General features: G+C 66.6%; 20 protein-coding genes, 1 tRNA gene and 1 pseudogene. 12 read left to right on the top strand and 10 right to left on the bottom strand.

Translation table 11 applies throughout. The annotated features are described in order from the left end of the window. The first annotated feature begins 182 nt into the window (after positions 1 to 182). Both ACTWP8_RS22855 and ACTWP8_RS22850 read left to right on the top strand, forming a co-directional pair. Entirely contained in the window at positions 183 to 857 is a 675-nt protein-coding gene (locus ACTWP8_RS22855; RefSeq protein WP_443316395.1) for a Crp/Fnr family transcriptional regulator, read from the top strand. 412 nt (positions 858 to 1,269) lie between these two features. Beyond that, on the top strand, positions 1,270 to 1,710 hold the full coding sequence (locus tag ACTWP8_RS22850; RefSeq protein WP_443324009.1) for a helix-turn-helix domain-containing protein: 441 nt from the start codon (positions 1,270 to 1,272) through the stop codon (positions 1,708 to 1,710). 47 nt (positions 1,711 to 1,757) lie between these two features. On the opposite strand, the gene ACTWP8_RS22845 is transcribed toward ACTWP8_RS22850, so the two are convergent. From ACTWP8_RS22845 to ACTWP8_RS22830, 4 genes are all read right to left on the bottom strand, one after another. Next, complete coding sequence (locus tag ACTWP8_RS22845) at positions 1,758 to 2,588, bottom strand: MBL fold metallo-hydrolase (protein WP_443324008.1); 831 nt, start codon at positions 2,586 to 2,588, stop codon at positions 1,758 to 1,760. Beyond that, positions 2,585 to 3,475, bottom strand: a complete 891-nt coding sequence (locus tag ACTWP8_RS22840; protein WP_443324007.1) for an NUDIX hydrolase — start codon at positions 3,473 to 3,475, stop codon at positions 2,585 to 2,587. The genes ACTWP8_RS22845 and ACTWP8_RS22840 overlap by 4 nt, the downstream gene beginning before the upstream one ends. Before the next feature lie 81 nt (positions 3,476 to 3,556). Then, positions 3,557 to 4,021 (bottom strand): RidA family protein, encoded by a 465-nt coding sequence (locus tag ACTWP8_RS22835; RefSeq protein WP_443324006.1) that lies wholly within the window; start codon positions 4,019 to 4,021, stop codon positions 3,557 to 3,559. Beyond that, complete coding sequence (locus ACTWP8_RS22830; RefSeq protein WP_443316390.1) at positions 4,021 to 4,176, bottom strand: DUF4177 domain-containing protein; 156 nt, start codon at positions 4,174 to 4,176, stop codon at positions 4,021 to 4,023. The genes ACTWP8_RS22835 and ACTWP8_RS22830 overlap by 1 nt, the downstream gene beginning before the upstream one ends. Before the next feature lie 71 nt (positions 4,177 to 4,247). On the opposite strand from ACTWP8_RS22830, the gene ACTWP8_RS22825 reads away from it, so the two are divergent. Both ACTWP8_RS22825 and ACTWP8_RS22820 read left to right on the top strand, forming a co-directional pair. After that, positions 4,248 to 5,240, top strand: a complete 993-nt coding sequence (locus ACTWP8_RS22825) for an ArsA family ATPase (RefSeq protein WP_443324005.1) — start codon at positions 4,248 to 4,250, stop codon at positions 5,238 to 5,240. 76 nt (positions 5,241 to 5,316) lie between these two features. Continuing rightward, positions 5,317 to 6,582 (top strand): ArsA family ATPase, encoded by a 1,266-nt coding sequence (locus ACTWP8_RS22820; RefSeq protein ID WP_443324004.1) that lies wholly within the window; start codon positions 5,317 to 5,319, stop codon positions 6,580 to 6,582. Between the two features lie 161 nt (positions 6,583 to 6,743). On the opposite strand, the gene ACTWP8_RS22815 is transcribed toward ACTWP8_RS22820, so the two are convergent. Beyond that, the gene (locus ACTWP8_RS22815) at positions 6,744 to 7,076 is read right to left on the bottom strand and encodes a WhiB family transcriptional regulator (RefSeq protein WP_443316387.1); all 333 of its coding nucleotides are present in this window, start codon (positions 7,074 to 7,076) and stop codon (positions 6,744 to 6,746) included. 392 nt (positions 7,077 to 7,468) lie between these two features. On the opposite strand from ACTWP8_RS22815, the gene ACTWP8_RS22810 reads away from it, so the two are divergent. After that, entirely contained in the window at positions 7,469 to 9,718 is a 2,250-nt protein-coding gene (locus tag ACTWP8_RS22810) for a transglycosylase domain-containing protein (RefSeq protein ID WP_443324003.1), read from the top strand. Positions 9,719 to 9,982: 264 nt separating this feature from the next. Here the strand turns inward: ACTWP8_RS22810 and ACTWP8_RS22805 are convergent, their stop codons facing one another. After that, the gene (locus ACTWP8_RS22805) at positions 9,983 to 10,447 is read right to left on the bottom strand and encodes a GatB/YqeY domain-containing protein (protein WP_443324002.1); all 465 of its coding nucleotides are present in this window, start codon (positions 10,445 to 10,447) and stop codon (positions 9,983 to 9,985) included. Between the two features lie 105 nt (positions 10,448 to 10,552). Between ACTWP8_RS22805 and ACTWP8_RS22800 the strand changes: the two genes are divergently transcribed. The 4 genes from ACTWP8_RS22800 to ACTWP8_RS22785 all read left to right on the top strand — a co-directional run bounded on the left by ACTWP8_RS22800 (position 10,553) and on the right by ACTWP8_RS22785 (position 13,067). Beyond that, positions 10,553 to 11,485: a metallophosphoesterase gene (locus tag ACTWP8_RS22800; protein ID WP_443324001.1), complete on the top strand. Its 933-nt coding sequence runs from the start codon at positions 10,553 to 10,555 to the stop codon at positions 11,483 to 11,485. 173 nt (positions 11,486 to 11,658) lie between these two features. After that, positions 11,659 to 11,732: transfer RNA gene (locus tag ACTWP8_RS22795), tRNA-Pro, on the top strand. A gap of 253 nt (positions 11,733 to 11,985) precedes the next feature. After that, on the top strand, positions 11,986 to 12,291 hold the full coding sequence (locus ACTWP8_RS22790; RefSeq protein WP_443324000.1) for a hypothetical protein: 306 nt from the start codon (positions 11,986 to 11,988) through the stop codon (positions 12,289 to 12,291). Next, positions 12,288 to 13,067: an ABC-three component system protein gene (locus tag ACTWP8_RS22785; protein ID WP_443324025.1), complete on the top strand. Its 780-nt coding sequence runs from the start codon at positions 12,288 to 12,290 to the stop codon at positions 13,065 to 13,067. The genes ACTWP8_RS22790 and ACTWP8_RS22785 overlap by 4 nt, the downstream gene beginning before the upstream one ends. 551 nt (positions 13,068 to 13,618) lie before the next feature. On the opposite strand, the pseudogene ACTWP8_RS22780 reads toward ACTWP8_RS22785, so the two are convergent. From ACTWP8_RS22780 to ACTWP8_RS22765, 4 genes and pseudogenes are all read right to left on the bottom strand, one after another. Beyond that, positions 13,619 to 13,929: pseudogene (locus tag ACTWP8_RS22780) on the bottom strand (IS5/IS1182 family transposase); the annotation flags it as partial. A gap of 38 nt (positions 13,930 to 13,967) precedes the next feature. Beyond that, on the bottom strand, positions 13,968 to 15,545 hold the full coding sequence (locus ACTWP8_RS22775) for an nSTAND1 domain-containing NTPase (RefSeq protein ID WP_443323999.1): 1,578 nt from the start codon (positions 15,543 to 15,545) through the stop codon (positions 13,968 to 13,970). 43 nt (positions 15,546 to 15,588) lie between these two features. Next, positions 15,589 to 16,497 carry a hypothetical protein gene (locus ACTWP8_RS22770; RefSeq protein WP_443323998.1) on the bottom strand — a complete coding sequence of 303 codons (909 nt, stop codon included), beginning with the start codon at positions 16,495 to 16,497 and terminating at the stop codon, positions 15,589 to 15,591. Between the two features lie 25 nt (positions 16,498 to 16,522). Further along, a complete protein-coding gene (locus tag ACTWP8_RS22765; protein ID WP_443323997.1) occupies positions 16,523 to 16,897 on the bottom strand; it encodes a peptidase inhibitor family I36 protein in 375 nt (124 codons plus the stop codon). Positions 16,898 to 17,618: 721 nt separating this feature from the next. On the opposite strand from ACTWP8_RS22765, the gene ACTWP8_RS22760 reads away from it, so the two are divergent. The 3 genes from ACTWP8_RS22760 (at position 17,619) to ACTWP8_RS22750 (ending at position 21,280) form a co-directional block, all read left to right on the top strand. After that, positions 17,619 to 18,830: a glycosyltransferase family 39 protein gene (locus ACTWP8_RS22760; protein ID WP_443323996.1), complete on the top strand. Its 1,212-nt coding sequence runs from the start codon at positions 17,619 to 17,621 to the stop codon at positions 18,828 to 18,830. Between the two features lie 232 nt (positions 18,831 to 19,062). Beyond that, a complete protein-coding gene (locus tag ACTWP8_RS22755) occupies positions 19,063 to 20,409 on the top strand; it encodes a glycosyltransferase family 39 protein (protein WP_443323995.1) in 1,347 nt (448 codons plus the stop codon). Positions 20,410 to 21,082: 673 nt separating this feature from the next. After that, positions 21,083 to 21,280, top strand: a complete 198-nt coding sequence (locus ACTWP8_RS22750) for a hypothetical protein (RefSeq protein ID WP_443323994.1) — start codon at positions 21,083 to 21,085, stop codon at positions 21,278 to 21,280. Positions 21,281 to 21,305 lie beyond the last annotated feature (25 nt).

Genomic DNA, 21,305 nt, shown 5'->3' with positions numbered 1-21,305 from the left:
CCCGGCCAGAGTAAAGCCCGGCACCGACATACGCCCCGGTCGCCGGGAAACGGCACCCCGATCGGACCCCTGCCGTATGGGTTCCGCGAGGGATGCGCCACACTTGTGTTTGATCACACAGTTTTACCGTCCGGCATCATGGGGGTCACGGCCCCCTGGGCATGTCGACAAGGAGAGATCTCGTGGACGACGTTCTGCGGCGCGCCCCACTCTTCGCGGCGCTCGATGAGGAGCAGGCCGCCGAGCTGCGCGCCTCCATGAGCGAGGCCACCCTCGCGCGGGGCGATGCCCTGTTCCACGAAGGTGACCCGGGCGACCGCCTGTACGTGGTCACCGAGGGCAAGGTGAAGCTGCACCGCACCTCCCCCGATGGCCGCGAGAACATGCTGGCGGTCCTCGGTCCCGGCGAGCTCATCGGCGAGCTCTCCCTCTTCGACCCGGGCCCGCGTACCGCCACCGCCACCGCCCTCACCGAGGTGAAGCTCCTCGGCCTCGGGCACGGCGACCTCCAGCCCTGGCTCAACGCCAGGCCCGAGGTGGCCACCGCGCTGCTGCGCGCCGTGGCCCGCCGCCTGCGCAGGACCAACGACTCCATGTCCGACCTGGTCTTCTCCGACGTGCCGGGGCGCGTCGCGAAGGCCCTGCTCGACCTCTCCCGCCGCTTCGGGGTGCAGTCGGAGGAGGGCATCCATGTCGTCCACGACCTGACCCAGGAGGAGCTCGCCCAGCTCGTCGGCGCCTCCCGCGAGACGGTCAACAAGGCACTCGCGGACTTCGCGGGGCGCGGCTGGCTGCGCCTGGAGGCGCGGGCCGTGATCCTGCTGGACGTGGAGCGCCTCGCCAAGCGCTCGCGCTGACGCACGGCCGTCTCCGGCCCGTACGCGAACGCGTACGCGACTGCAACGACTGAAGGGGTCCCGCCGGGCGGCGGGGCCCCTTCGGCTGCTCCGGCACGGCCACCCCGAGCCCCCTCCGCGTCGCGGCACGGACACGCATGAGCCCACGGGGGAAGGCCAGGGCCGTGCCGCGACTAGGAGGCAAACTACTCGCTCGCGCGAGAGCGCAACAAGGGCTTGCGTGCAATCAATTCCCTTGGGAAACCTTTGCGTTGGCCACGATCGCGATCATTGCGCGTTCGCACGCAACGCTTCACTTCTTCACAACCCTTCCGTGCCCCCCTCGTCGCACGGTGTCAGCCCGCTCTCCCCGGCAATAGTTCGCTCGCGCACGCGCATTACTCTGTTGCGCCCGGATGGAGGGAGCGAGCCCATGGCGAGGAACTTCCTGGAGGAGTTCGCGGCCTGGATGGAGGACCTGATGAGGTCCCGGGGCTACGACATCGACCACCCGCGCGGCGGCGGCCGGTCCAGGGTCGCCGACGACGCGGGCGTGCACCGCGCGGCGGTCACCCGGCTGCTGCAGCGGCAGAGCATGCCCGACCTGGCGACCATGCGCGGGCTCGCGCGCGCCCTCGGCGTGCCCGTACGGGATGTCCTCATCCGGTCGGGGAAGCTGACCGAGGACGACCTGCCCGCGCCCGCCGCACCCGCCGCACCCGCTCGGCGCGGCAGGGCGGGAACCCGCAGCATCACCCTGGAGGAGGCGGCCGAACTCCTCGGCGTCCCCGAGGACCGGCGCGCGCTCTTCCTCCAGGTGGCAGCCCCCTTCCTGCCAGGCGGCCCGGACAAGCCCGGCAAGGGCCGGGGCTGAGGAACACCTGTGGACGAGAAGGGACTGGACTCCCGCGGCCTCTGACGTCAGATCAGGCCGTGCTCGCCCAGGTAGTCCAGCTGGGCCCGCACCGACAGCTCCGCCGCAGGCCACAAGGACCGGTCGACGTCCGCGTAGACGTGGGCCACGATGTCCGCCGCCGTGCGGTGGCCGGCCTCCACGGCCGTCTCCACCTGGGCCAGGCGGTTCGCGCGGTGGGCGAGGTAGTACTCGACGGCGCCGCAGGCGTCGTTCAGGACGGGGCCGTGGCCCGGCAGGATCGTGCTCACGCCGTCGTCGACCGCCAGCGAGCGCAGCCGCCGCAGCGAGTCGAGGTAGTCGCCGAGCCGCCCGTCCGGGTGGGCGACCACCGTCGTGCCCCGGCCGAGGACCGTGTCGCCCGTCAGGACCGCGGCGTCGGCCGGGAGGTGGAAGCAGAGCGAGTCGGAGGTGTGGCCGGGGGTCGGGACGACGCGGAGCTCCAGGCCGCCCGTGGTGATCACATCGCCCGCGCCCAGGCCCTCGCCGCCGAGCCGCAGCCCCGGGTCCAGAGCCCGTACGGACGCACGGGTCAGCTCCGCGAAGCGGGCGGCGCCCTCCGCGTGGTCCGCGTGGCCGTGCGTCAGCAGCGTGAGCGCGATCCGCTTGCCCGCCCGCTCGGCCGCGGCTATCACACCGGTCAGATGCGCCTCGTCGAGCGGCCCCGGGTCGATGACGACCGCCAGGTCCGAGTCCGGCTCCGAGACGATCCAGGTGTTGGTGCCGTCCAGGGTCATCGGGGACGGATTGGGCGCCAGGACGCACACCGCCCGCGCGGTGGCCGAGCCGCCGATCGCGCCGCCGCGCGGCTGTCCGGGCAGGGATGCCGCGTACGTCATGAGTCGCCTCCCACGGCCCCGGCGCCGCCCGTCGGGATGTGCTTCGTGAACTCGTCGTGTCCCGGCCAGCTGAGGACGATCTCCCCGCCCCGCAGCTCCGCCCGCGCCAGTACGGGCGTCAGGTCCCGCTCGCCCGCGGACGCCAGCGCCTCGGCGGCCGATCCGTACGCCCGCAGCTCCCGCAGCATGGTGATCGTCGGCGGCATCATCAGCAACTCGCCCCGGTCGTAGCCCGCGGCCGCGTCCTCGGGGCGGATCCACACGGTGCGGTCCGCCTCCGTCGACGCGTTACGGGTGCGCTGCCCCTGCGGCAGCGCGGCCGCGAAGAACCATGTGTCGAAGCGGCGTGACTCGAACTCCGGGGTGATCCAGCGCGCCCAGCCGTGCAGCAGATCGCTGCGCAGGACGAGGCCCCGACGGGCCAGGAAGTCGGCGAAGGGCAGCTCGCGGGCGACGAGGGCCGCCCGGTCCGCCTCCCAGTCGTCGCCCGTGGTGTCCGCGACGACCGTCTCCGCGGAAGGACCGGCCAGCAGCACGCCCGCCTCCTCGAAGGTCTCGCGGACGGCCGCGCACACGAGGGCCTGCGCCGACGCCTCGTCAGCCGTGCCGAGCCGGCGGGTCCAGTCCGCGAGCGATGGGCCCGCCCACCCGACCGGCCGTTCGTCGCGCGGGTCCACGGAGCCGCCCGGATACGCGTACGCGCCCCCGGCGAAGGCCATGGAGGCGCGTCTGCGCAGCATATGGACAGCGGGACCTCCAGGACCGTCGCGGAGCAGCAGGACGGTGGCGGCCCGGCGCGGGCCCACCGGCGTCAGCTCGCCGTTCGCGAGGGCACGGATCCGCTCCGGCCACTCCGCCGGATACCACTGGCCATTCCCCGATGTCATGGGGCGGATGCTATGCGCTCCCGCGAAGATGTTCGAGGGGGAGCCGTCGGCGGGACCAGCCCGAAGCGTCAGTCCGCGGGGTCAGTCCGCGATCTCGACCTGGATCTCGACCTCGACCGGCGCGTCCAGCGGCAGTACGGCCACGCCGACCGCGCTCCGCGCGTGCACGCCCTTGTCGCCCAGCACCCGGCCCAGCAGCTCGCTCGCGCCGTTGACGACACCCGGCTGCCCGGTGAAGCCCGGTGCCGAGGCGACGAATCCCACGACCTTCACGACCCGCACGATCCGGTCCAGGTCCCCGACGGCCGACTTGACCGCGGCCAGCGCGTTCAGCGCGCAGGTCTCCGCCAGCTGCGCGGCCCGCTCCGGGGTCACCTCGGCGCCCACCTTGCCCGTGGCCTGAAGGCTGCCCTCCACCATCGGCAGCTGCCCCGAGGTGTAGACGTACGAGCCCGAGCGCACCGCCGGGACGTACGAGGCGAGGGGCGGCACGACCTCCGGCAGCTTCAGCCCTTGCTCGGCGATCTTCTCCTCGACCGCGCCCATCAGGCCTTCTCCCGCTTGAGGTAGGCCACAAGCTGCTCCGGATTCGGTCCCGGCACGACCTGGACGAGCTCCCAGCCGTCCTCGCCCCAGGTGTCGAGGATCTGCTTGGTGATGTGCACGGGCAGCGGCACGGTCGCGTATTCCCACTTGGTCATGGCCCCGACTGTAATGCCTGTGCCCGGCGGCCTCGTGCGTAGCCCGCGCGCCGACTGGTTAGGCTCCCGGCATGAGCAGGCTCCATGTCGTCAGCGGCAAGGGCGGCACCGGCAAGACCACGGTCGCCGCCGCCCTCGCGCTCGCCCTCGCAGCCGAGGGCAGGCGCACCCTGCTGGTGGAGGTCGAGGGGCGGCAAGGCATCGCCCAGCTCTTCGAGACCGAGGCGCTGCCGTACGAGGAGCGGAAGATCGCCGTCGCCCCCGGCGGCCATGGCGAGGTGTACGCGCTCGCGATCGACGCCGAACGCGCCCTCCTGGACTACCTCCAGATGTTCTACAAACTGGGCACCGCGGGACGGGCGCTGAAGAAGCTCGGCGCCATCGACTTCGCCACCACCATCGCCCCAGGGCTCCGCGACGTCCTGCTGACCGGCAAGGCGTGCGAGGCGGTGCGCCGCAAGGGCAAGGACGGGCGGCCCGTCTACGACTCCGTGGTCATGGACGCCCCGCCCACGGGCCGTATCACCCGCTTCCTGAACGTCAACGACGAAGTGGCCGGGCTGGCCAGGATCGGCCCGATACACAATCAGGCCCAGGCGGTCATGCGGGTCCTGAAGTCCGCCGAGACGGCCGTGCACATGGTGACGCTGCTGGAGGAGATGCCGGTCCAGGAGACGATGGACGGCGTCGCCGAGCTGCGCGAGGCGGGGCTGCCGGTGGGCGGGGTCGTCATCAACATGGTGCGGCCGCGGTTCCTCGACGGGGAGGCCGTACGGTCCGGCGAGGGTTCGGGCCGTGCAGCGGTCGCCAGGGCGCTCTCCCAGGCCGGGCTCGGAGGAGCGCGCCGCGGCGGCCTCGCGGAGCGGCTCGTCGGCCCCCTGCTGGAGCAGGCCGGGGAGCACGCCGAGCGCCTCCGCCTGGAGCGGGAGGAGCGCGCGGCCATCGCGGGCCTGGGACTGCCCACGTACGAGCTGGAGTTCCTCGGCGACGGGGCGGATCTTTCCGGGCTCTACCGGCTGGCGGCAGACCTGCGGAAGCAGGGTGTGGCGGAGGAGGCGTCGTGAGCCCGGAGAGGGGCGTCGTGAGCGCGGAGGGGCGGCATGAGCGCCGAGGGGGCGTCGTGAGCGCGGGCGAGGAGTCATGAGCACGGTGAGCGCCCTGGAACCGGCCCCTCTGCTGGAGACCGACCCGCTGCTGGACGACCGGCGCACGCGCATCGTCGTGTGCTGCGGCTCGGGCGGCGTGGGGAAGACGACGACGGCCGCGGCGCTGGGCGTACGGGCCGCGGAGCGCGGCCGCAAGGTGGTCGTCCTCACCATCGACCCGGCCCGTCGGCTGGCCCAGTCGATGGGCATCGCCTCGCTCGACAACATCCCGCGCCGGGTCGCGGGCATCGACGGGTCGGCCGGCGGCGAACTGCACGCCATGATGCTCGACATGAAGCGGACCTTCGACGAGATCGTCGAGGCGCACGCGGACGCCGAGCGGGCCCGCGCGATCCTGGAGAACCCCTTCTACCAGTCGCTCTCGGCCGGTTTCGCGGGCACGCAGGAGTACATGGCGATGGAGAAGCTGGGCCAGTTGCGGTCGCGCGACGAGTGGGACCTGATCATCGTCGACACCCCGCCGAGCCGCTCCGCGCTGGACTTCCTGGACGCGCCCAAGCGGCTCGGGTCCTTCCTGGACGGGAAGTTCATCAAGATGCTGATGGCCCCGGCGAAGATCGGCGGCCGGGCGGGGATGAAGTTCCTCAACGTGGGCATGTCGATGATGACCGGCACGCTCAACAAGCTGATGGGGGCCCAGTTGCTGCGCGACGTGCAGACGTTCGTGGCCGCGATGGACACCATGTTCGGCGGCTTCCGCACCCGCGCCGACGCCACGTACCGGCTGCTGCAGGCCCAGGGGACCGCGTTCCTGGTGGTGGCGGCCCCGGAGCGGGACGCGCTGCGCGAGGCCGCGTACTTCGTCGAGCGGCTCGCGGCCGAGGACATGCCGCTGGCCGGGCTCGTACTGAACCGGGTGCACGGCAGCGGGGCGGCTCAGCTCAGCGCGGAGCGCGCGCTCGCGGCCGCAGAAAATCTTGACGACGGCCGCATTGTGGATCAGATCCGCGGGCAAGCTGGCACTCGTACGCCCGAAGACGGCTCCCCCAGGGCAGAGGGCGACCACGACGACGAAGATCCGGATCCGGCCGAGCTGCTCGCTGCCGGGCTGCTACGGCTGCACGCCGAGCGCATGCAGGTGATCGCCCGCGAGCAGCGCACGCGGGACCGCTTCACCGCGCTGCACCCTGAGGTGCCCGTGGCCGAAGTGGCCGCGCTGCCCGGTGATGTGCACGACCTCGAAGGGCTACGGACCATCGGTGAGCGGCTCGCGAACGGCAGGCCGAGCGGAGCGGCTTGAGCTCCGCTGAACTCCTGCCCTGAGGTCCTGGGCATGCCGAGATGGCGCATGCCGAGATCCTGGACATGCTGCCCCTGGACAGGCTGCTCCTGGGCATGCCGAGCGAGCCGCTGAGCGTGAGCGAGCGTGAGGCGTGAGGGGGGAATCGGGGCGTACGAGACCTAACCCGCCGCCGCGTAGTCCGCGTCGGTTACCTCCACGGGCAGGATGCCCGTACTCCGCTCGTACTCCGTGCGCGCGGTCTCCAGGAGCCTGCGCCACGAGGTCACTGTGGGGCGGCGGCGCAGCAAGGCCCTCCGCTCCCGCTCCGTCATACCACCCCAAACGCCGAACTCGACCCGGTTGTCCAGGGCGTCGGCAAGGCACTCGGTCCGCACCGGGCAGCCGGTGCAGACCGCTTTGGCCCTGTTCTGTGCCGCACCCTGAACGAAGAGTTCGTCCGGATCCGTCGTGCGGCAGGCTGCCTGTGTACTCCAGTCGGTTACCCAGCTCATGCTGGCGCCGTCCTCTCCCGAATCGAGGCTCCCCCACGGCGGCAAGCGGCATATTCACCGTTGCCAGTTGAGGACGCTACGGAAGCCGGGCAGGGCGCACCACCCCCTGCGGGCCCAATCTTGAATGGCCCGAACGGACTATGCGTACGCGGCAGATCACCCAACGGAGTGAGGTGAGGGCATACGAGATGTATGCGGACAGATCGGGACGGTTGTCTGACGCCGCGACGGATCTCATGCGGCACGAGATGACGATCCGGGCACAACTCCGCGCCGGGGGGAGATAGGGAGAGGAGCTGCTGTGGGGCGGCTGCGCATCGCCGTAACAGCCGGAGACAGCTTAGGCCAAGGGATGTATGTCTGTCCGGCGAATGAGAACGTAGGCTGCCCCCATGGCTAAGAAGCGCTCGGGCAGTGGCGCCGGTGCCGGCACCGGCGGTGGCCTGACCACACCACAACAGGCCGCCAAGTTCCTCGGCGTCAGCGTGCTCGCAGGCGCGGTGATGGCAGGCATCGCGCTGCCCGCGGCCGGAGCGCTCGGCCTCGCGGCGAAGGGTTCTGTCGAGGGCTTCGACGAGATCCCGGCCAACCTCAAGCGGCCGCCGCTGAGCCAGAAGACCACCATCCTGGACGCCGAGGGCGAAGTGATCGCCTCCGTCTACTCGCGCGACCGCACCGTCGTCCCGCTCAAGGACGTCTCGCCGTACATGCGGAAGGCGATCGTCGCCATCGAGGACGCCCGCTTCTACGAGCATGGCGCGATCGACCTCAAGGGCATCCTGCGCGCGCTCAACAAGAACGCCCAGGACGGCGGTGTCTCCGAGGGCGCCTCGACCCTGACCCAGCAGTACGTGAAGAACGTCTTCGTCGAGGAGGCGGGCAACGACCCCGACAAGGTCGCGCAGGCCACCCAGCAGACCCTCGGCCGCAAGATCAGGGAGCTGAAGCACGCGATCCAGGTGGAGGAGGAGCTCGGGAAGAAGACGATCCTCGAGAACTACCTCAACATCACCTTCTTCGGGCAGCAGGCCTACGGCGTCGAGGCCGCGGCCCAGCGCTACTTCAGCAAGTCCGCCAAGGACCTGAAGGTCGAGGAGGCGGCGCTGTTGGCCGGCGTCGTCCAGTCGCCGAGCCGCTACGACCCGGTCAACGACGAGCAGGAGGCGACCCGGCGCCGCAACACCGTGCTGCAGCGGATGGCCGACCTCGGCGACATCACGCAGGCGCAGGCCGACAAGGCGAAGGCGAAGCCGCTGGGCCTGGACATCAGCAAGCCCAGGAACGGCTGCATCACCGCCACCAGCGGCGCCGGCTTCTTCTGTGACTACGTCAGAGAGGTCTTCCTCCAGGACGAGGTCTTCGGCAAGACCGAGGAGGTCCGGGCCAAGCGCTGGAACCAGGGCGGCCTGACGATCCGTACGACGCTCGACCCGCAGGCGCAGGAGTCGGTGCAGGACTCGATCAGCGACCACGTCGACCAGGACGACAAGGTCGCGACCGCCGTGACGCTCGTCGAGCCGGGCTCGGGCAAGATCCGCGGGATGGGCCAGTCGCGCCCGTACGGCTTCGGCGACAACGAGACGCAGATCAACCTCTCGGTCGAGAAGCGGATGGGCGGCTCGAACTACGGCTTCCAGGTCGGCTCCACGTTCAAGCCGTTCACCGCGGCGGCGGCCCTGGAGCAGGGGACTCCGACCTCCAAGGCCTACCCGTCGCCGTACAAGATGCCGTACCCGAGCCCGGTGCAGACCTGCGACGGCACGTGGACGAATACCGAGGGCGCCACCGTCCAGAACGAGAAGCGCGACGAGGTCGGCCCGTACAGCCTCAAGGAGGCGACCGCGAAGTCGATCAACACCTACTTCGTCGCGATGATCAGTGACATCGGAGTCTGCCCAGTGACCGACCTGGCCCAGAACATGGGCGTGCTGATGGGCAATGGTGGCAAGCTCCCGCAGGGCCCCGCCGTCACCCTCGGCGCCGCCACGATCGCGCCCCTGAACATGGCCAACGCGTACGCGACCTTCGCCAACCGCGGCACGTACTGCACGCCGATCGCCATCGACTCGGTCACGGACGCCGACGGCAAGGACCTCGCCGTCCCGGAGACCAGGTGCAGGAAGGTCATGTCGGAGAAGACCGCCGACACGATGAACACCCTGCTGCGGGGCGTGGTGGAGGACGGTACGGGCAAGCAGGCCGGGCTCCAGGGCCGGGACAGCGCGGGCAAGACGGGTACGACGGACAACCGGGTCGCGGCCTGGTTCGTCGGTTACACGCCCAACATGGCCGGTGCGGTGTGGGTCGGCAGCCCGACCACGAAGGTGCCGATGGAGAACATCACCATCGGCGGCCGGTACCACGACAAGGTCTTCGGCGGCGGTGTCCCCGGGCCGATCTGGCGTGACGCGATGGCCGGAGCGCTCGCGGGCAAGCCGGCGCCCAGCCTGCCGACGGCGCCGGTCGCGGACTCGAAGCCGGACCGGCCGGACGACGACCACGGGCGCAACGGCGGCCAGGGGAACGGCGGCAACCCGTGGCCGGACATCTCGCTCCCGCCGGATCTCATCGGCGGCCTGGACGGGGGCTGGGACAGCGACGGCGGGAACGGGAACGGCGGCGCGGGCCGGAAGAAGAACTGATAGCGGAGCGGGCAGAGGACGCAGCAGAGGAATGGACAGCCGCCTGGCCTGAACGGCATGGAGGCGGTGCAGGCGAAAGAGGCGAAGGAGGCGGTCCGGGCGGGATCTGCGGCCGCCTCCTCGCGTATGCGGGCTCGGCACCTCGTACGGTCACGGTTAGCTACCGCGACCGTCACGGTGAGCCACCTCGTACGGTCACGGTGAGCACCTCGTGCGGTCAGCGTGTCGTACGGAACGGAGCGGGCCGTAGGTGGGAGCGCCGCGTCAGCCCGCGAGCAGGCGCTTGACCTCGGCGGCGACGCGGCCGCCCTCCGCCCGCCCCGCGATCTTCGGGTTGACGATCTTCATGACCGTCCCCATCGCCCGCGGCCCCTCCGCGCCGCCGGCCGCGGCCTCCTTCACAGCCTCCGCGACGATCGCGCTCAGCTCCTCGTCGGTCAGCGGCTTCGGCAGGTACCCGGCGAGTACCTCGCCCTCGGCGCGCTCCCGCTCCGCCTGGTCCGCCCGGCCTCCCTGCGCGAAGGCCTCCGCCGCCTCCCGGCGCTTCTTCGCCTCGCGGGCGATCACCTTCTGCACCTCGTCGTCGGAGAGCTGCCGCGCCGACTTGCCCGCGACCTCCTCCGTGGTGATCGCGGAGAGGGTGAGCCGGAGCGTGGAGGCACGCAGCTCGTCGCGCGCCTTGATCGCGGCGGTGAGGTCGTCCTGAAGCCTGTCCTTGAGGGTGGTCATGCCGTTGATTTTCGCACCTGCGCGCCCTGGTCGCCGCGCAATAAAAGATCGTGGTGAAGGGCCGCGGTTAACGGCCCCGCGGCCGGTTCTGCCACGATGGATGCCATGCGCGCGCGATACGCAGTACCGCTGGGAATCACGGCAGTCGGCGCGGCCGGGATCGGCTACGCGGCCGGCTTCGAGGTCCGCTCCTTCCGGATCCGCCGGGTCACGGTGCCGGTGCTGCCCGCCGGCATGCGGCCGCTGCGCGTCCTCCAGATCTCCGACGTCCACATGGTCGGCGGGCAGCGCAAGAAACGGCGCTGGCTGCAGTCCCTCGCGGGCCTGCGCCCCGACTTCGTCGTGAACACGGGCGACAACCTCTCCGACAAGAACGCCGTGCCGGAGGTCCTGGACGCGCTCGGTCCGCTGCTCGAGTTCCCGGGGGCCTACGTCTTCGGCTCGAACGACTACTACGCGCCCAAGCTCCGCAACCCCGGCCGCTACCTGCTGGAGAGGGTCCGCGGCGAGCACGGCCTCAACGGCAAGAACGACCCCGCGATCGGCGTCGAGCGCAACCCCTGGGAGGGCATGCGGGACGCCTTCGACGCGGCGGGCTGGGTCGGACTCAGCAACACCCGGGGCCGCCTCAAGCTGAGCGACGGCACCGAGATCGCGCTCACGGGACTCGACGACCCGCATATCAAACGGGACCGGTACGCCCGGGTGGCGGGCGGCCCGGAGGACGGCGCGGACCTCTCCCTGGCTCTCGTCCACGCCCCGTACCTGCGGGTCCTCGACGCCTTCACCGCCGACGGCTACCCCTTGATCCTCGCGGGCCACACGCACGGCGGGCAGCTCTGCGTCCCCTTCTACGGGGCTCTGGTCACGAACTGCGACCTGGACACCCGGCGCGTGAAGGGCCTGTCGACGCACACGGCGGGCGGCCACACCTCGTACCTCCACGTCTCGGCGGGCTGCGGCACGAACCGCTACACCCCGGTCCGCTTCGCCTGCCCCCCGGAGGCGACGCTGCTGACACTGACGGCACGCGACTGACCCCGTCCGACCGCTGCCCCCACGGACCGCCCCGGCCGGGGTCGACCGCGGCTGGATCCGCCGCTCCGGGCCCCGCTCCGGCCACCGCTTAGGGGCGGCTTCGGCCTGCGCGAGCGTCCCGATAACCGATTTCGCGTGCGGGGACGGGTCGGCTACAGTAGTCCTCGTTGCTTCGGGGTGTAGCGCAGCTTGGCAGCGCGCTTCGTTCGGGACGAAGAGGTCGTGGGTTCAAATCCCGCCACCCCGACACAGGTCAGAGGCCCATCCGCTTGATCGCGCATGGGCCTCTGACGCGTCCGGGGGGCCAAACGAAACTGATCAAGCCCCGAGGGCGTCCACCTCCCGATCATCGGCGAAGATATCGTCCATCGCTTCGGCCCCCTCCGTGATCACCGGTCGGAGCTGCTTGCGGTAGACCGCCTCTGTGGTCGCCTGACTGCTAGTGAGGCGACCCACCGCCAGCTGCGCCAAGCCGTCAACGACCCGGTGTGGGACGGATCGTGGGCAGCACAGCGGAGCTCAGAGGCCAGATCACCATCGCCGAGGAGGAGGTGCGACGGCTTGAGGAGCAGATCAAGGCGTTTCGCGTCATACCGCGGTACGAAGAGCTGAAGCGACGTGCTGACGAGATTGACCGCGATATCCGAAACCTCAACTCCAAGGACGCGATCGACCGGCGGAACCTGTCGGACCTGCGAACTGCGGTACGAGACACCACCGACGGAGACGTAAAGTACCTGGAACCCGTCTCCGGGGAGCGGGGCATCCTGCTCGGTGACCAGGTCAAGCGGCGCTTCGACGACTGAAGGACTTCCACAGGCCGATCGTCCGCAACCGTCAGCGCTACCTCGCCGAAGAGGTCGAATCCGTCGAGACCCAGCTCGCAGACCGCGCGACACAGCGCGAAAGACTGGGCGCGGAACTACAGCAGGTCCTGCGCACTCTCGACGAGGGCGGCGCCCTGGAAGCTCTCACCGCCCTTCAGCAGGCCCTCGCACAGAAGCAAGCGTCGGTCGAGGCACTGCGCCACCGGTACGAAGCAGCGCAGACACTGGAAGCCAGCGCCTTAGAGATCAAGGCCAAGCGTCTCGACCTCCAGCGCGCCCTCAAGGACGACCTGGACGAACGAGCCCGGCAGACCAGCGAGGCTACAGTCCTCGTCTCCGGGTTCGCCCAGCGCCTGTATGGCTCCGGATGCCAGGCATATCTAGAATTCGATGCCGGCCCCAGCAGCCTGCGGATCGTTCCTCACGTCGACAGCGACGACAGCCGCGGCATCGGCATCATGGTGATCTTCTGCTTCGATCTCACCGTGGCGGTCGTCGCCCACCGGCACGGGCGCGGCCCTGACTTCCTCGTCCACGACAGCCACCTATTCGACGGCATCGACGACCGGCAACTCCGCGACGCCCTGGAATTGGCGGCGGAGGTCATAGAGCGGGAAGGCATGCCCGTCAGAGAAGATGCTGCAGGTGCGGTTGTACGACGAGTACGAGGACGGAGGGCTCTTCGGGTTCCGCTTCTGAGAGCGTGGCCGCAGCGACAGTCGATCCGAGCCCGCAGGGCAAGCGCAAGCTGTTGAAGCGACCGAGACTGCCTGAGCGATGCGTGAGCGGATGGACCAGCATCCGTTGGATCACGCGTCACCAGATGACGTGCGGACATGCTTCTGACCAGGCAAGGCGGGAATCAGCATGCTCGGTCGGCACCGCCCGTCACGATCATGCCCGTCACGATCATGCCAGCCCTCGTAATGCGTAGGTCTCGGGTTCGAATCCCGAAGGCGGCTCTTTGAGAGGCCAGGTCAGGCCCCGTCTGATCTGGCCTTTTCCGTCCCTGACGCACAGGTTCTGTAGAGACGCTTCAACCCTTCCTTCCAGGGTGGCTGCCGTGGCGAGCTGATGGACACGCTCCCGTTCAAGATCCTTGTGGCGCGGTCGAGCGCCGTGCCGCTGACCCGCGCGTCGAAGTGGAGCCGACGTCGGTGCAGGGCGTCGCGGCTCACTGCGTCGGGTCATGGCAGGGCAGGCGAACGTCGAGCGAGAGGAAGCCGTCCATCTGGTCACCACCGAGGCCGTGGCCGAGATCATCATGAAGGCGGTGGACGAGGAGGATCACGGAGTCTCGGCGCCCGGCGTCGATGATGCCGTGAGCGCGGGCGGCGGTCAGGTCGTGAGTGACGCCGGGCAGTTGCGGCAGCGAGGCCCACAGCAGGCGTCCGAGGATCGGTCAGGACCTCGACTGCTTCGCGTATTTAGCGGTACACGGTCGCGATGTCGATGCCGACCCGGCGGCGAGCTGGGGGGTAGGTGTCGCCGCACCTCAGGTGAGCCAGAGCGAGGAGGGCCTGACGGCCAACGGTCAGACGACGCCACCGTGTGCCGATCTCGCGCCTGCGGGAGGCGAGTTGCCCGGCCAGGCAGGGTGCGACTGGACAGGTCGATCGACGAAGGGTCCCCTTCCGTGCTTCCTCGGCTCGGAATTACGGGTGAGGGCGGTTGATGAACCAAATTATCCAGAAAACAAGGGTCGCTATGGGGAGAATGTATGCCGCTAGAGCAGCCTTCTTTTTCCTGCTATCCAGTTTTTGCTGCCGATCCCTCTCTATTTTTGCTTGCCTCGTACTGGCTTCGATGAAAGATATTTCAGTCGCGCTGAGATCTTCGTGATCTGGGCCCAATGATGCCAGAACACTCTCCAAAAGTGCCCCCCGATAGAGGGCGCCGCCGTCACGGGATAGCTCATCCCACGTGCTTGCTGCCTCGCTAATGCGTCTGACGGTCTTCATCCGCTCGCTGGCGTCCTCGACCCATCGAGCAAGCCGGGGCCAAGCCACCGCTACCGCCTCGTGAGCCAGTTCCACGTATTCTCCGTCGCGCACTACCAGCCGTGTTTTAATCAACCGTTCAAGACTGCCCTGCAAGGAGCTGAGTTCTGACGCTAGTGCCGGGCGCCGCGTATGCGGTCTTCCCGGTTCCGCAATGATAAGCCTGAGAAGGATTCTCTCGATCTCCTCCTTCTCTCTGTTTGAGAGACTCTGGTAGAAGTTTTCAGCAGTCTGCTCGATGGCTCCGCCGATACCTCCTACCGCATCGTACTGGGCCATCGTCAGCGCCTTTCCCCTGGCGCGCTGCCACACCTCGCGTAGGGCATGTGACATCAAAGGAAGGGAGCCGCCCTGTCGGGAGGCTTCAGTCACGATTCGTTCGGTGAGCTCCTTTTCTACCGTGTATCCGCGCGCTGTTGCTGGTGCCACAACTGCTCGACGAATTTGTTCTCGGGACATTGTGGACATCATGATGGTCGATTGACTGAGTGCTGCAGCGATCTGAGGATTTTCGATGCACTGTGGCAGGCAGTCAGCTCGTAGAGAGAGGATCAACTTGAGTTGAGCGCCGACGTTCTGGGCTTTCAGTATTTCCGCCAGGATGTCCGATGTAGTTTCTGGGGGGATGTTGAGAGTATAGAGTTCCTCGAATTGATCAATTGCCACGATCAATTTTTCATGGCCGCGCGGCTGAAGTGCGGTAAGCAGGTCCAGTGGATCAGGCCCGGGCGTGACAATTCGGATTTCTGTCTGCTCTGAGACGTTTTCCCTGATACGAGGGAGTAGCCCCGCACGCAGCAGGGAAGATTTTCCGCTTCCTGATGCTCCGACCAGTCCCACGATTGGCCGCTCCAGCACAAGGTTTGTGAGTTCCTCAGCTACGTCTTCCCTGCCGAAGTAGAGGTCTTTGTCTTCGCTTCTGAACTGCGCTAGACCAGGATAGGGGCAGGGAACGGCAGGCTGGTGCGTGGTGTCCTCTGTGAGCTGCAGCCAGCGTTGCTCCCAGGCGTTCGCATCTCCTCCACATTCGCGTACGTAGGCGAGCGTGACTTTGAGGCTAGGGAGTTTGCGGCCCGCGGCGGCCTCGGAGAGTGTCGGTGCCGAGTATCCGCATCGACGCGCAAGATCTCTGTAGGTGGGACTGCCGGCGCTGCGGCGAAGTTCGCGTAGATCGTGTGCGAATAGTTGAATCGCGTCGGCTGATGGGTCGATAGTTCGTTCGTTTCGGCCCATGGCGATCTCCCTCGTTGCTTCACCCGCTCTATCATTCGTTATTTTACTGCGAGAGGACCTCCTTGACGGCACTCATGTGGCGTTCTTTTGCTTCGGCAAGGCTTTGAAAGTATTCCTTGTTTTCTCTCACGCCTTGCCCTTCTAGTCTTCTCTCCGCCGCAAACCATGTGTTGACGAGGTTGCTTTCCTCCTTGCACTTCACATCACTGGTGGCTGTTTTTATTTCCCCCTCCTCGCCAATTTGGATTTTTTCGTCCTTCCACCACTTTTTGTCGTTCATGGCGCCGTATGGCGTAGTGTAATTTCTTCCTCTTTCTTTCATGCACTTCGACCATTTAGTCATGGCCTCCTTTACTTCGCCAACATTCTGGGATTCTTTCAGGAGGTTGGAGCTCAATTCATTGAGCAGAGTGTAGTCCACCCTGGGTTCCTTGAGCTCCCTTGCAGCTTGGGCGTTGCACGTTTCTTTCTCTCCGTCCCGTCCGAGTGCAGCCTTCTGTTGTTCTATGGAGAGCTTGCTGAGTCTTTGTTCGTCTGCTCGCTTTGTTCCGTTGGGGTCTCGCAGTTCTATTGGCGCGTGATATCCGTATGCCTGCGCCACTTTGATCTCCATTACTCCGTAACGTCTCCTGTTCGTGAGATCTGTGACGCGCGTTGGCCTCTCTATTTCCTGCCAGTCCAGACCCTTCTTCTGCATGCATTTCTTTATGAGGATGTCTGTAGCGTTCTGTGAGGCGTTGTATTGGCTCTGAGAGAGCTCATACTTGTCGAATGGGAGCCGTAGTGATTCGACTAGCTTGGTGGGCTCAGGCGGCTCCGTGGGGGCGGCCTGCTCGTGCTCGGTTCCACATCCCGTGAGCAGGGTCGCAGACGCGATTCCTGCGAAGATACGCTTTTTCATTCTTCTCCTCATACGCCAAAGCGTGTGGATGCCGACAGGGTCGGCATCCACACGCTGGCTACTTGGTCACTCCGTTTTAGCGGAAGTCGACTGAGCTGGCCTTGTTGTCGAAGTTGTTGTTGGAGAAGTCGCCGTCAGAGGAGTTCTTCCTGGCGAAGTAGTTGTCGCCGGCGTAGCCGCTCGTCTGGTAGAGCACGACGTCGTGGCTGGTGCGGTTCTTCATGGAGCTGGCACCGTCGTTGCAGGCACCGGACGAGTTTGTCCAGTAGTTGTTGGCGAGGCTGCTGTCGTCGCCGGTGAAGTTGCACCAGCCGCCGCCGTAGTTGTCGTGCTGGTAGATGGTGAAGTAGGTGGCCTGCACGCCAGCGTCGGCAGCCGCAGCCGGCGCTGCGAAGGCGGCGGCGCCGAGCAGAGCGGCGGAGCCGAGGGCAGCGAAGAGCATGCGCTTCATGGTGTTCCCCTCCCGATAAGTCCGAGCTAGTGGTCACCGTCTGTGACGCCTGTGTCGCTCGGGGTCGCCTCATTCGAACGAGTGGACACCCTGCGTGTCAACGCACTTGGTTGGTGGTCTGGCTCGCAGCAAGGTCATCCGGAATGGTCCAGACCGGTGTTGAGACCGTGCCTCTGGACGCTGCCAGGCGCAGCGGCTGGGCTTCGCTCCGGGTGGCGATCAATCGCAGGTTGACGCAAGTGGAACCTGTGAGCCCATCGAGAAACTTTTTATACGGATCTTGATGCTCCGTTTACGCCAAGACCGACATATCTGACTCGCACCCACGTTGGGGTCAAGCAGTACGCAACCCCGGGCGCCGCGACGAGGCAGTGGCCGCAGCGACGTTGATAGGCGCCTCTGGAGGGCTGACTATCAACGATCTTCACGTTGGGCTTGAGGCATGCTCGCAACTGCGCCAACCTTCACGTCACCTGATGCTCTGTCCACGCCTCGCCATGCAGAGCGGCGGCATCGCACCATCCCATCCAGGTGTGGCGCGTGGGCGTCGACAGCGCTGCCCACAGTGCTGGCCGTAATACTGGGATGTTGGGGTATCACGCGCCAAGGTTCGCTATGGCAGGACGAGTTCGTCACGACGGATATGGCTCACCGTTCGTGGACCAATCTGTGGGCCACGCTGCAGAACGTTGACGTCGTACATGGTGCCTACTACGCACTGATGAAGCTGACGTTCGAGCTTTGGGACGGCGGGCTCGTGATGCTTCGGTTGCCGTCCGTGGCAGCGGCGGCCGCAGCAACTGCCGGCGTTACGGCTCTAGGGTGGCGTCTGGTGAATCGGCGCACGGGGATCTGCGCCGGCTACATCTTTTGCGTGCTGCCGATCGTGCAGCGCTATTCGCAAGAGGGCCGTTCCTATGCCTTGGTAGCTGCTTGTGTGATCTGGGCGACGTGGTTCTTCGTCCGGCTGATTGACGGGGCAGGCAGCGTGCTCTGGTACAGCGTCTTGTTGACCACCGCTTGTGTTCTGCATGAGTTCGCGGTGTTGGCCGGATTGGCCCACGGTGTCTCAGTGGCGATGCTGCCGCAGCGCCGTGCTCTGCTGGCTAGGTGGGTCCGAGGGGCAGGACTTCCTCTGCTGGCTGTCATGCCGATTGTGTGCATCAGTGTCGGCCAGGATGCGCAGGTGAGTTGGATCTCTTTGACGGCCTCAGCTCTGTCTGGGTATCTGCTGTTGTCTGTCTTGTCCCTGGTGAGTTGGGGCGTGGTCTGCAGGATTGCGGGGGCTCCCCGTCCGGGACTGTTGGGCATCGTTCTTTTGCCTTTGGTATTGCTGCCGGGTGGGACCCTGCTGGGCGTGTCACTGGTGAAGCCTCTGTATGTCGACCGCTATGTGCTCTACACGATGGCGGGAGTCAGCATTCTGGTGGCTGCTGCCGCTGTAGGGGCTGCGGGTATCGCGAAGTGGCGTCTACTTGTGGCGGTTGGGGCAGTAGTTGGACTCGTGGTCGCTCCGGTAACTGCGGTGCAACTGCGGACGCCGGCGAGCCGGAGCGATGATGTTGTCGCGCTGGGTGCGGCTGTTGCTGATGCGGGCAACCGCGGCGATGGAGTTCTGTTTCTTCCGTCGAGTCGCCGTGTCTGGGTACCCGCGCCTGTTTTGACACGCGAGGGGCTTGTTGATGTGGCCCTGGCTCGCAGTCCGCGAAGCTCGAACTCCTTGTACGGTACGGAGCTCTCCCCTGCTGCCACCGTCGAGCGGGTGGACAGGATGAAGCGGCTGGTGGTCGTGAGTGAACCAGGCCGCAGCAAGATTGAGTGGAGAAGGCAAGACCAGGTGAAGCAGGCTGCGTTGCGCAGTTTCGCTGTCTGTAGCACTCAGAAAGTCGGGAAGGCGCGTGTGACCGTGTACGGCCGTTCGGGGCAGTGCTGACGTTCCCCTCCACGGTTGCTTCTGATCACAACGGAACGGAAAGGCGGCGAGCGTCATCGCCTCGGTATCTCGCTTGTCGATGGATCGCAGATCCTCAGCTGGGCGGCCTGTAACTGTCTCACCGCAGTGGACCTCCCGTGGCCTGGCGGTGATGGGAGCGCCGGTGCTCTTGTCACTCGTCCTTGGGTTCTGGGGGATAACGCGTCAAGACAGCATGTGGCGCGATGAATCGGTGACCTATCAGGTGGCTCACCGCTCGTGGCACGAGACCTTGGACTTGCTCCAGAACATCGACGCCGTGCACGGCCTCTACTACGCAATCATGCATGTGGTGTTTCTGGGTGGGGGCGATGGTCTGACCACCTTGCGTCTCCCCTCAGTCGTGGGGATAGCTACTGCTACTGCCGGAGTCGCAGCCATCGGCTTTCGTCTCGAGGGTGCGCGGACAGGAGCGCTGTCCGCATCGGTCTTCGCCGTGCTCCCGGTGATACAGCAGTACGGGCAGGAGGGCCGTTCATATGCCCTGGTGACGGCAGGAGTTGTATGGGCGAGCTACTTCTTCGTGCGCGCCCTTCAGATAGGCGCGTGGACGTCATGGATTGCCTACGCGGCAACTCTCGTCATCGCCTCATGGCTGCATGAGTTCGCCGCACTGATCATCTTGCCGCATGCTCTGGTCACCTTCGTGAGACCAGCTGTACGCCCGATGCTTCGAGCCGCTGTCATCTCCTTCGCCATCGTGGGTGTCGCTGTAGCACCGCTTGCCTTGTTCTCTCAGGCTCAGGCTCAACAACAGCTGAGCTGGCTGGGACGTCCCAGCGCGGCGGTGTGGCTCCAGTTCGCGGCGATCACGGCCGTCGGCTGGGCGTGCCTGCGCTACCTGCGCTACCTGCGCAGTCAGGACGCGCAGGACCCCGTTGGGCTTGCCCAGCTTGCGTTCACGACGCTCGCGGTGCCACCGGCCTTCCTCATGGTCGTATCGCTCATCAAGCCCTGGTATCTCGAACGGTACGTCGTCTACTCCATGAGTGGATTCGCTCTGCTCATGGGATCTTCGATTCACCACGTCTGGATGGGTATGGGCCGTGCCCGCCCGAGGGCGATCGCCCGCCGCTACGGGCTGGCATCGTTGGCAATTGCCGCAGGCGTCGCAGTCTTGGTGCCCTGGTCGTTGCTCATTAGGTCTCCGGAGAGCCGGAAGGACGACACCGTAGCCATTGCCGCAGCCGTACGCGACGTCGCCCAGCAAGGAGACGGAGTGCTCTTCATGCCGTCACGTCGCAGAGAGTGGATGCTGTCATGGCCCACCACCTATCGGCTGGTCGACGATATTGCGCTGGCTCACTCGCCCCAGTCGTCCGGGACTTTGCAAGGACTGGAGCGCGGCCCAGCAAGCATCAGACGGGACATCCTCTCGAAACAACGCATTGTCGCTCTGACGGATCCAGCAGGGCAACCCCTCGATCAGACGCCGCAGGAACGAATCAAGAGACAGGTACTGCGCAAGTACTACCAGGAGTGTTCACGGCAGGTGGTGCGGGGCGCTCAGGTAGTGCTCTACGCCAAGGAGGAATGCTGAACAAGATTCACATTGCTGACAGTACAGTGCGCAGAAGTTGACGTGGCCCTTCACACGGGGGGTAGGGGACGACCAATGAAGCCCTGAAGCCGGACCCGGCGCCCGCGTTGTCCGGTACCGACAAGGCGACGCCGAGCCGCGAACGGCGGTTGCTGTCGGGCGCTGGGACGTCACAGAAGTCCCTCTGTCAATATGTCCGACTGAGCAGCCGACCAGATGCCAGCGACCCCCGCATCGGTAGGCCACAGCGAAGGTTCGTGCCGGCCAGCGGTGGTGAGCGGTGTTGCTGTACAGCAGCGCAGTACAGCAACCACGGCGACCGCAGCCGACCAACAGAGCACCTAAGTAGCTGGATGGCCAGCTCAGCAGACCTCAGCGACCACCCCGCCGGTGGTTCGCACCGAGGCTGCGCACGGAGCAGACGATGACTTGACTCGGCCATGGAGACTCCACCGAGCTTCCGCTGAACCTGACAGACCGTCAGGCACCATCGTTGAGTGAGTTGAGTGCAAAGAATGCCCTCAGTAACTCGGTTTTTTTCGCGCGAGGATTTGAACTGATCAAAGACGCTCCACCAAGGTAGGCCTGTCACACAGACACGCCCGTCCCAGCCACTCAGCCGGGAAGCATGCGAGGCCAGGACGGGCGTTCGAACGCCATAGGAGGCGTAATGATGAGTTTGGCTGTCCGAACGATGCGCTTGTCAAGTCTGCGACCCTGGCAAGCGATCCTGGCTATCGCGATCATCATCGTGATCGCGGTAGTGCCCATCGCCCAGCTTCAGGAGATCTTGACAAGCTTGATCGTGCTGCTTGCGCTCTGGAACTCGCGTATCAGCCTGCTCAACACCCTGAGCACGCCGATCTGCTAGGGGCCGCACAGCACAACGTGGTGAG

This window comes from Streptomyces sp. 7N604, assembly GCF_052245475.1.
Taxonomy (GTDB): Bacteria; Actinomycetota; Actinomycetes; order Streptomycetales; family Streptomycetaceae; genus Streptomyces.
This window is presented reverse-complemented; position numbering and strand designations above follow the sequence as displayed.

Excerpts from the sequence above, each read along its gene's own strand:
- ACTWP8_RS22850 (WP_443324009.1), top strand. The coding sequence starts at position 1,270 with ATGGCGAGGAACTTCCTGGAGGAGTTCGCGGCCTGGATGGAGGACCTG.
- ACTWP8_RS22830 (WP_443316390.1), bottom strand. The coding sequence starts at position 4,176 with ATGACCAAGTGGGAATACGCGACCGTGCCGCTGCCCGTGCACATCACC.
- ACTWP8_RS22765 (WP_443323997.1), bottom strand. The coding sequence starts at position 16,897 with ATGAAGCGCATGCTCTTCGCTGCCCTCGGCTCCGCCGCTCTGCTCGGC.
- ACTWP8_RS22760 (WP_443323996.1), top strand. The coding sequence starts at position 17,619 with ATGAAGCTGACGTTCGAGCTTTGGGACGGCGGGCTCGTGATGCTTCGG.
- ACTWP8_RS22840 (WP_443324007.1), bottom strand. The coding sequence starts at position 3,475 with ATGACATCGGGGAATGGCCAGTGGTATCCGGCGGAGTGGCCGGAGCGG.
- ACTWP8_RS22810 (WP_443324003.1), top strand. The coding sequence starts at position 7,469 with ATGGCTAAGAAGCGCTCGGGCAGTGGCGCCGGTGCCGGCACCGGCGGT.
- ACTWP8_RS22820 (WP_443324004.1), top strand. The coding sequence starts at position 5,317 with ATGAGCACGGTGAGCGCCCTGGAACCGGCCCCTCTGCTGGAGACCGAC.
- ACTWP8_RS22805 (WP_443324002.1), bottom strand. The coding sequence starts at position 10,447 with ATGACCACCCTCAAGGACAGGCTTCAGGACGACCTCACCGCCGCGATC.
- ACTWP8_RS22815 (WP_443316387.1), bottom strand. The coding sequence starts at position 7,076 with ATGAGCTGGGTAACCGACTGGAGTACACAGGCAGCCTGCCGCACGACG.
- ACTWP8_RS22835 (WP_443324006.1), bottom strand. The coding sequence starts at position 4,021 with ATGGGCGCGGTCGAGGAGAAGATCGCCGAGCAAGGGCTGAAGCTGCCG.
- ACTWP8_RS22825 (WP_443324005.1), top strand. The coding sequence starts at position 4,248 with ATGAGCAGGCTCCATGTCGTCAGCGGCAAGGGCGGCACCGGCAAGACC.
- ACTWP8_RS22775 (WP_443323999.1), bottom strand. The coding sequence starts at position 15,545 with ATGGGCCGAAACGAACGAACTATCGACCCATCAGCCGACGCGATTCAA.
- ACTWP8_RS22800 (WP_443324001.1), top strand. The coding sequence starts at position 10,553 with ATGCGCGCGCGATACGCAGTACCGCTGGGAATCACGGCAGTCGGCGCG.
- ACTWP8_RS22845 (WP_443324008.1), bottom strand. The coding sequence starts at position 2,588 with ATGACGTACGCGGCATCCCTGCCCGGACAGCCGCGCGGCGGCGCGATC.
- ACTWP8_RS22750 (WP_443323994.1), top strand. The coding sequence starts at position 21,083 with ATGAGTTTGGCTGTCCGAACGATGCGCTTGTCAAGTCTGCGACCCTGG.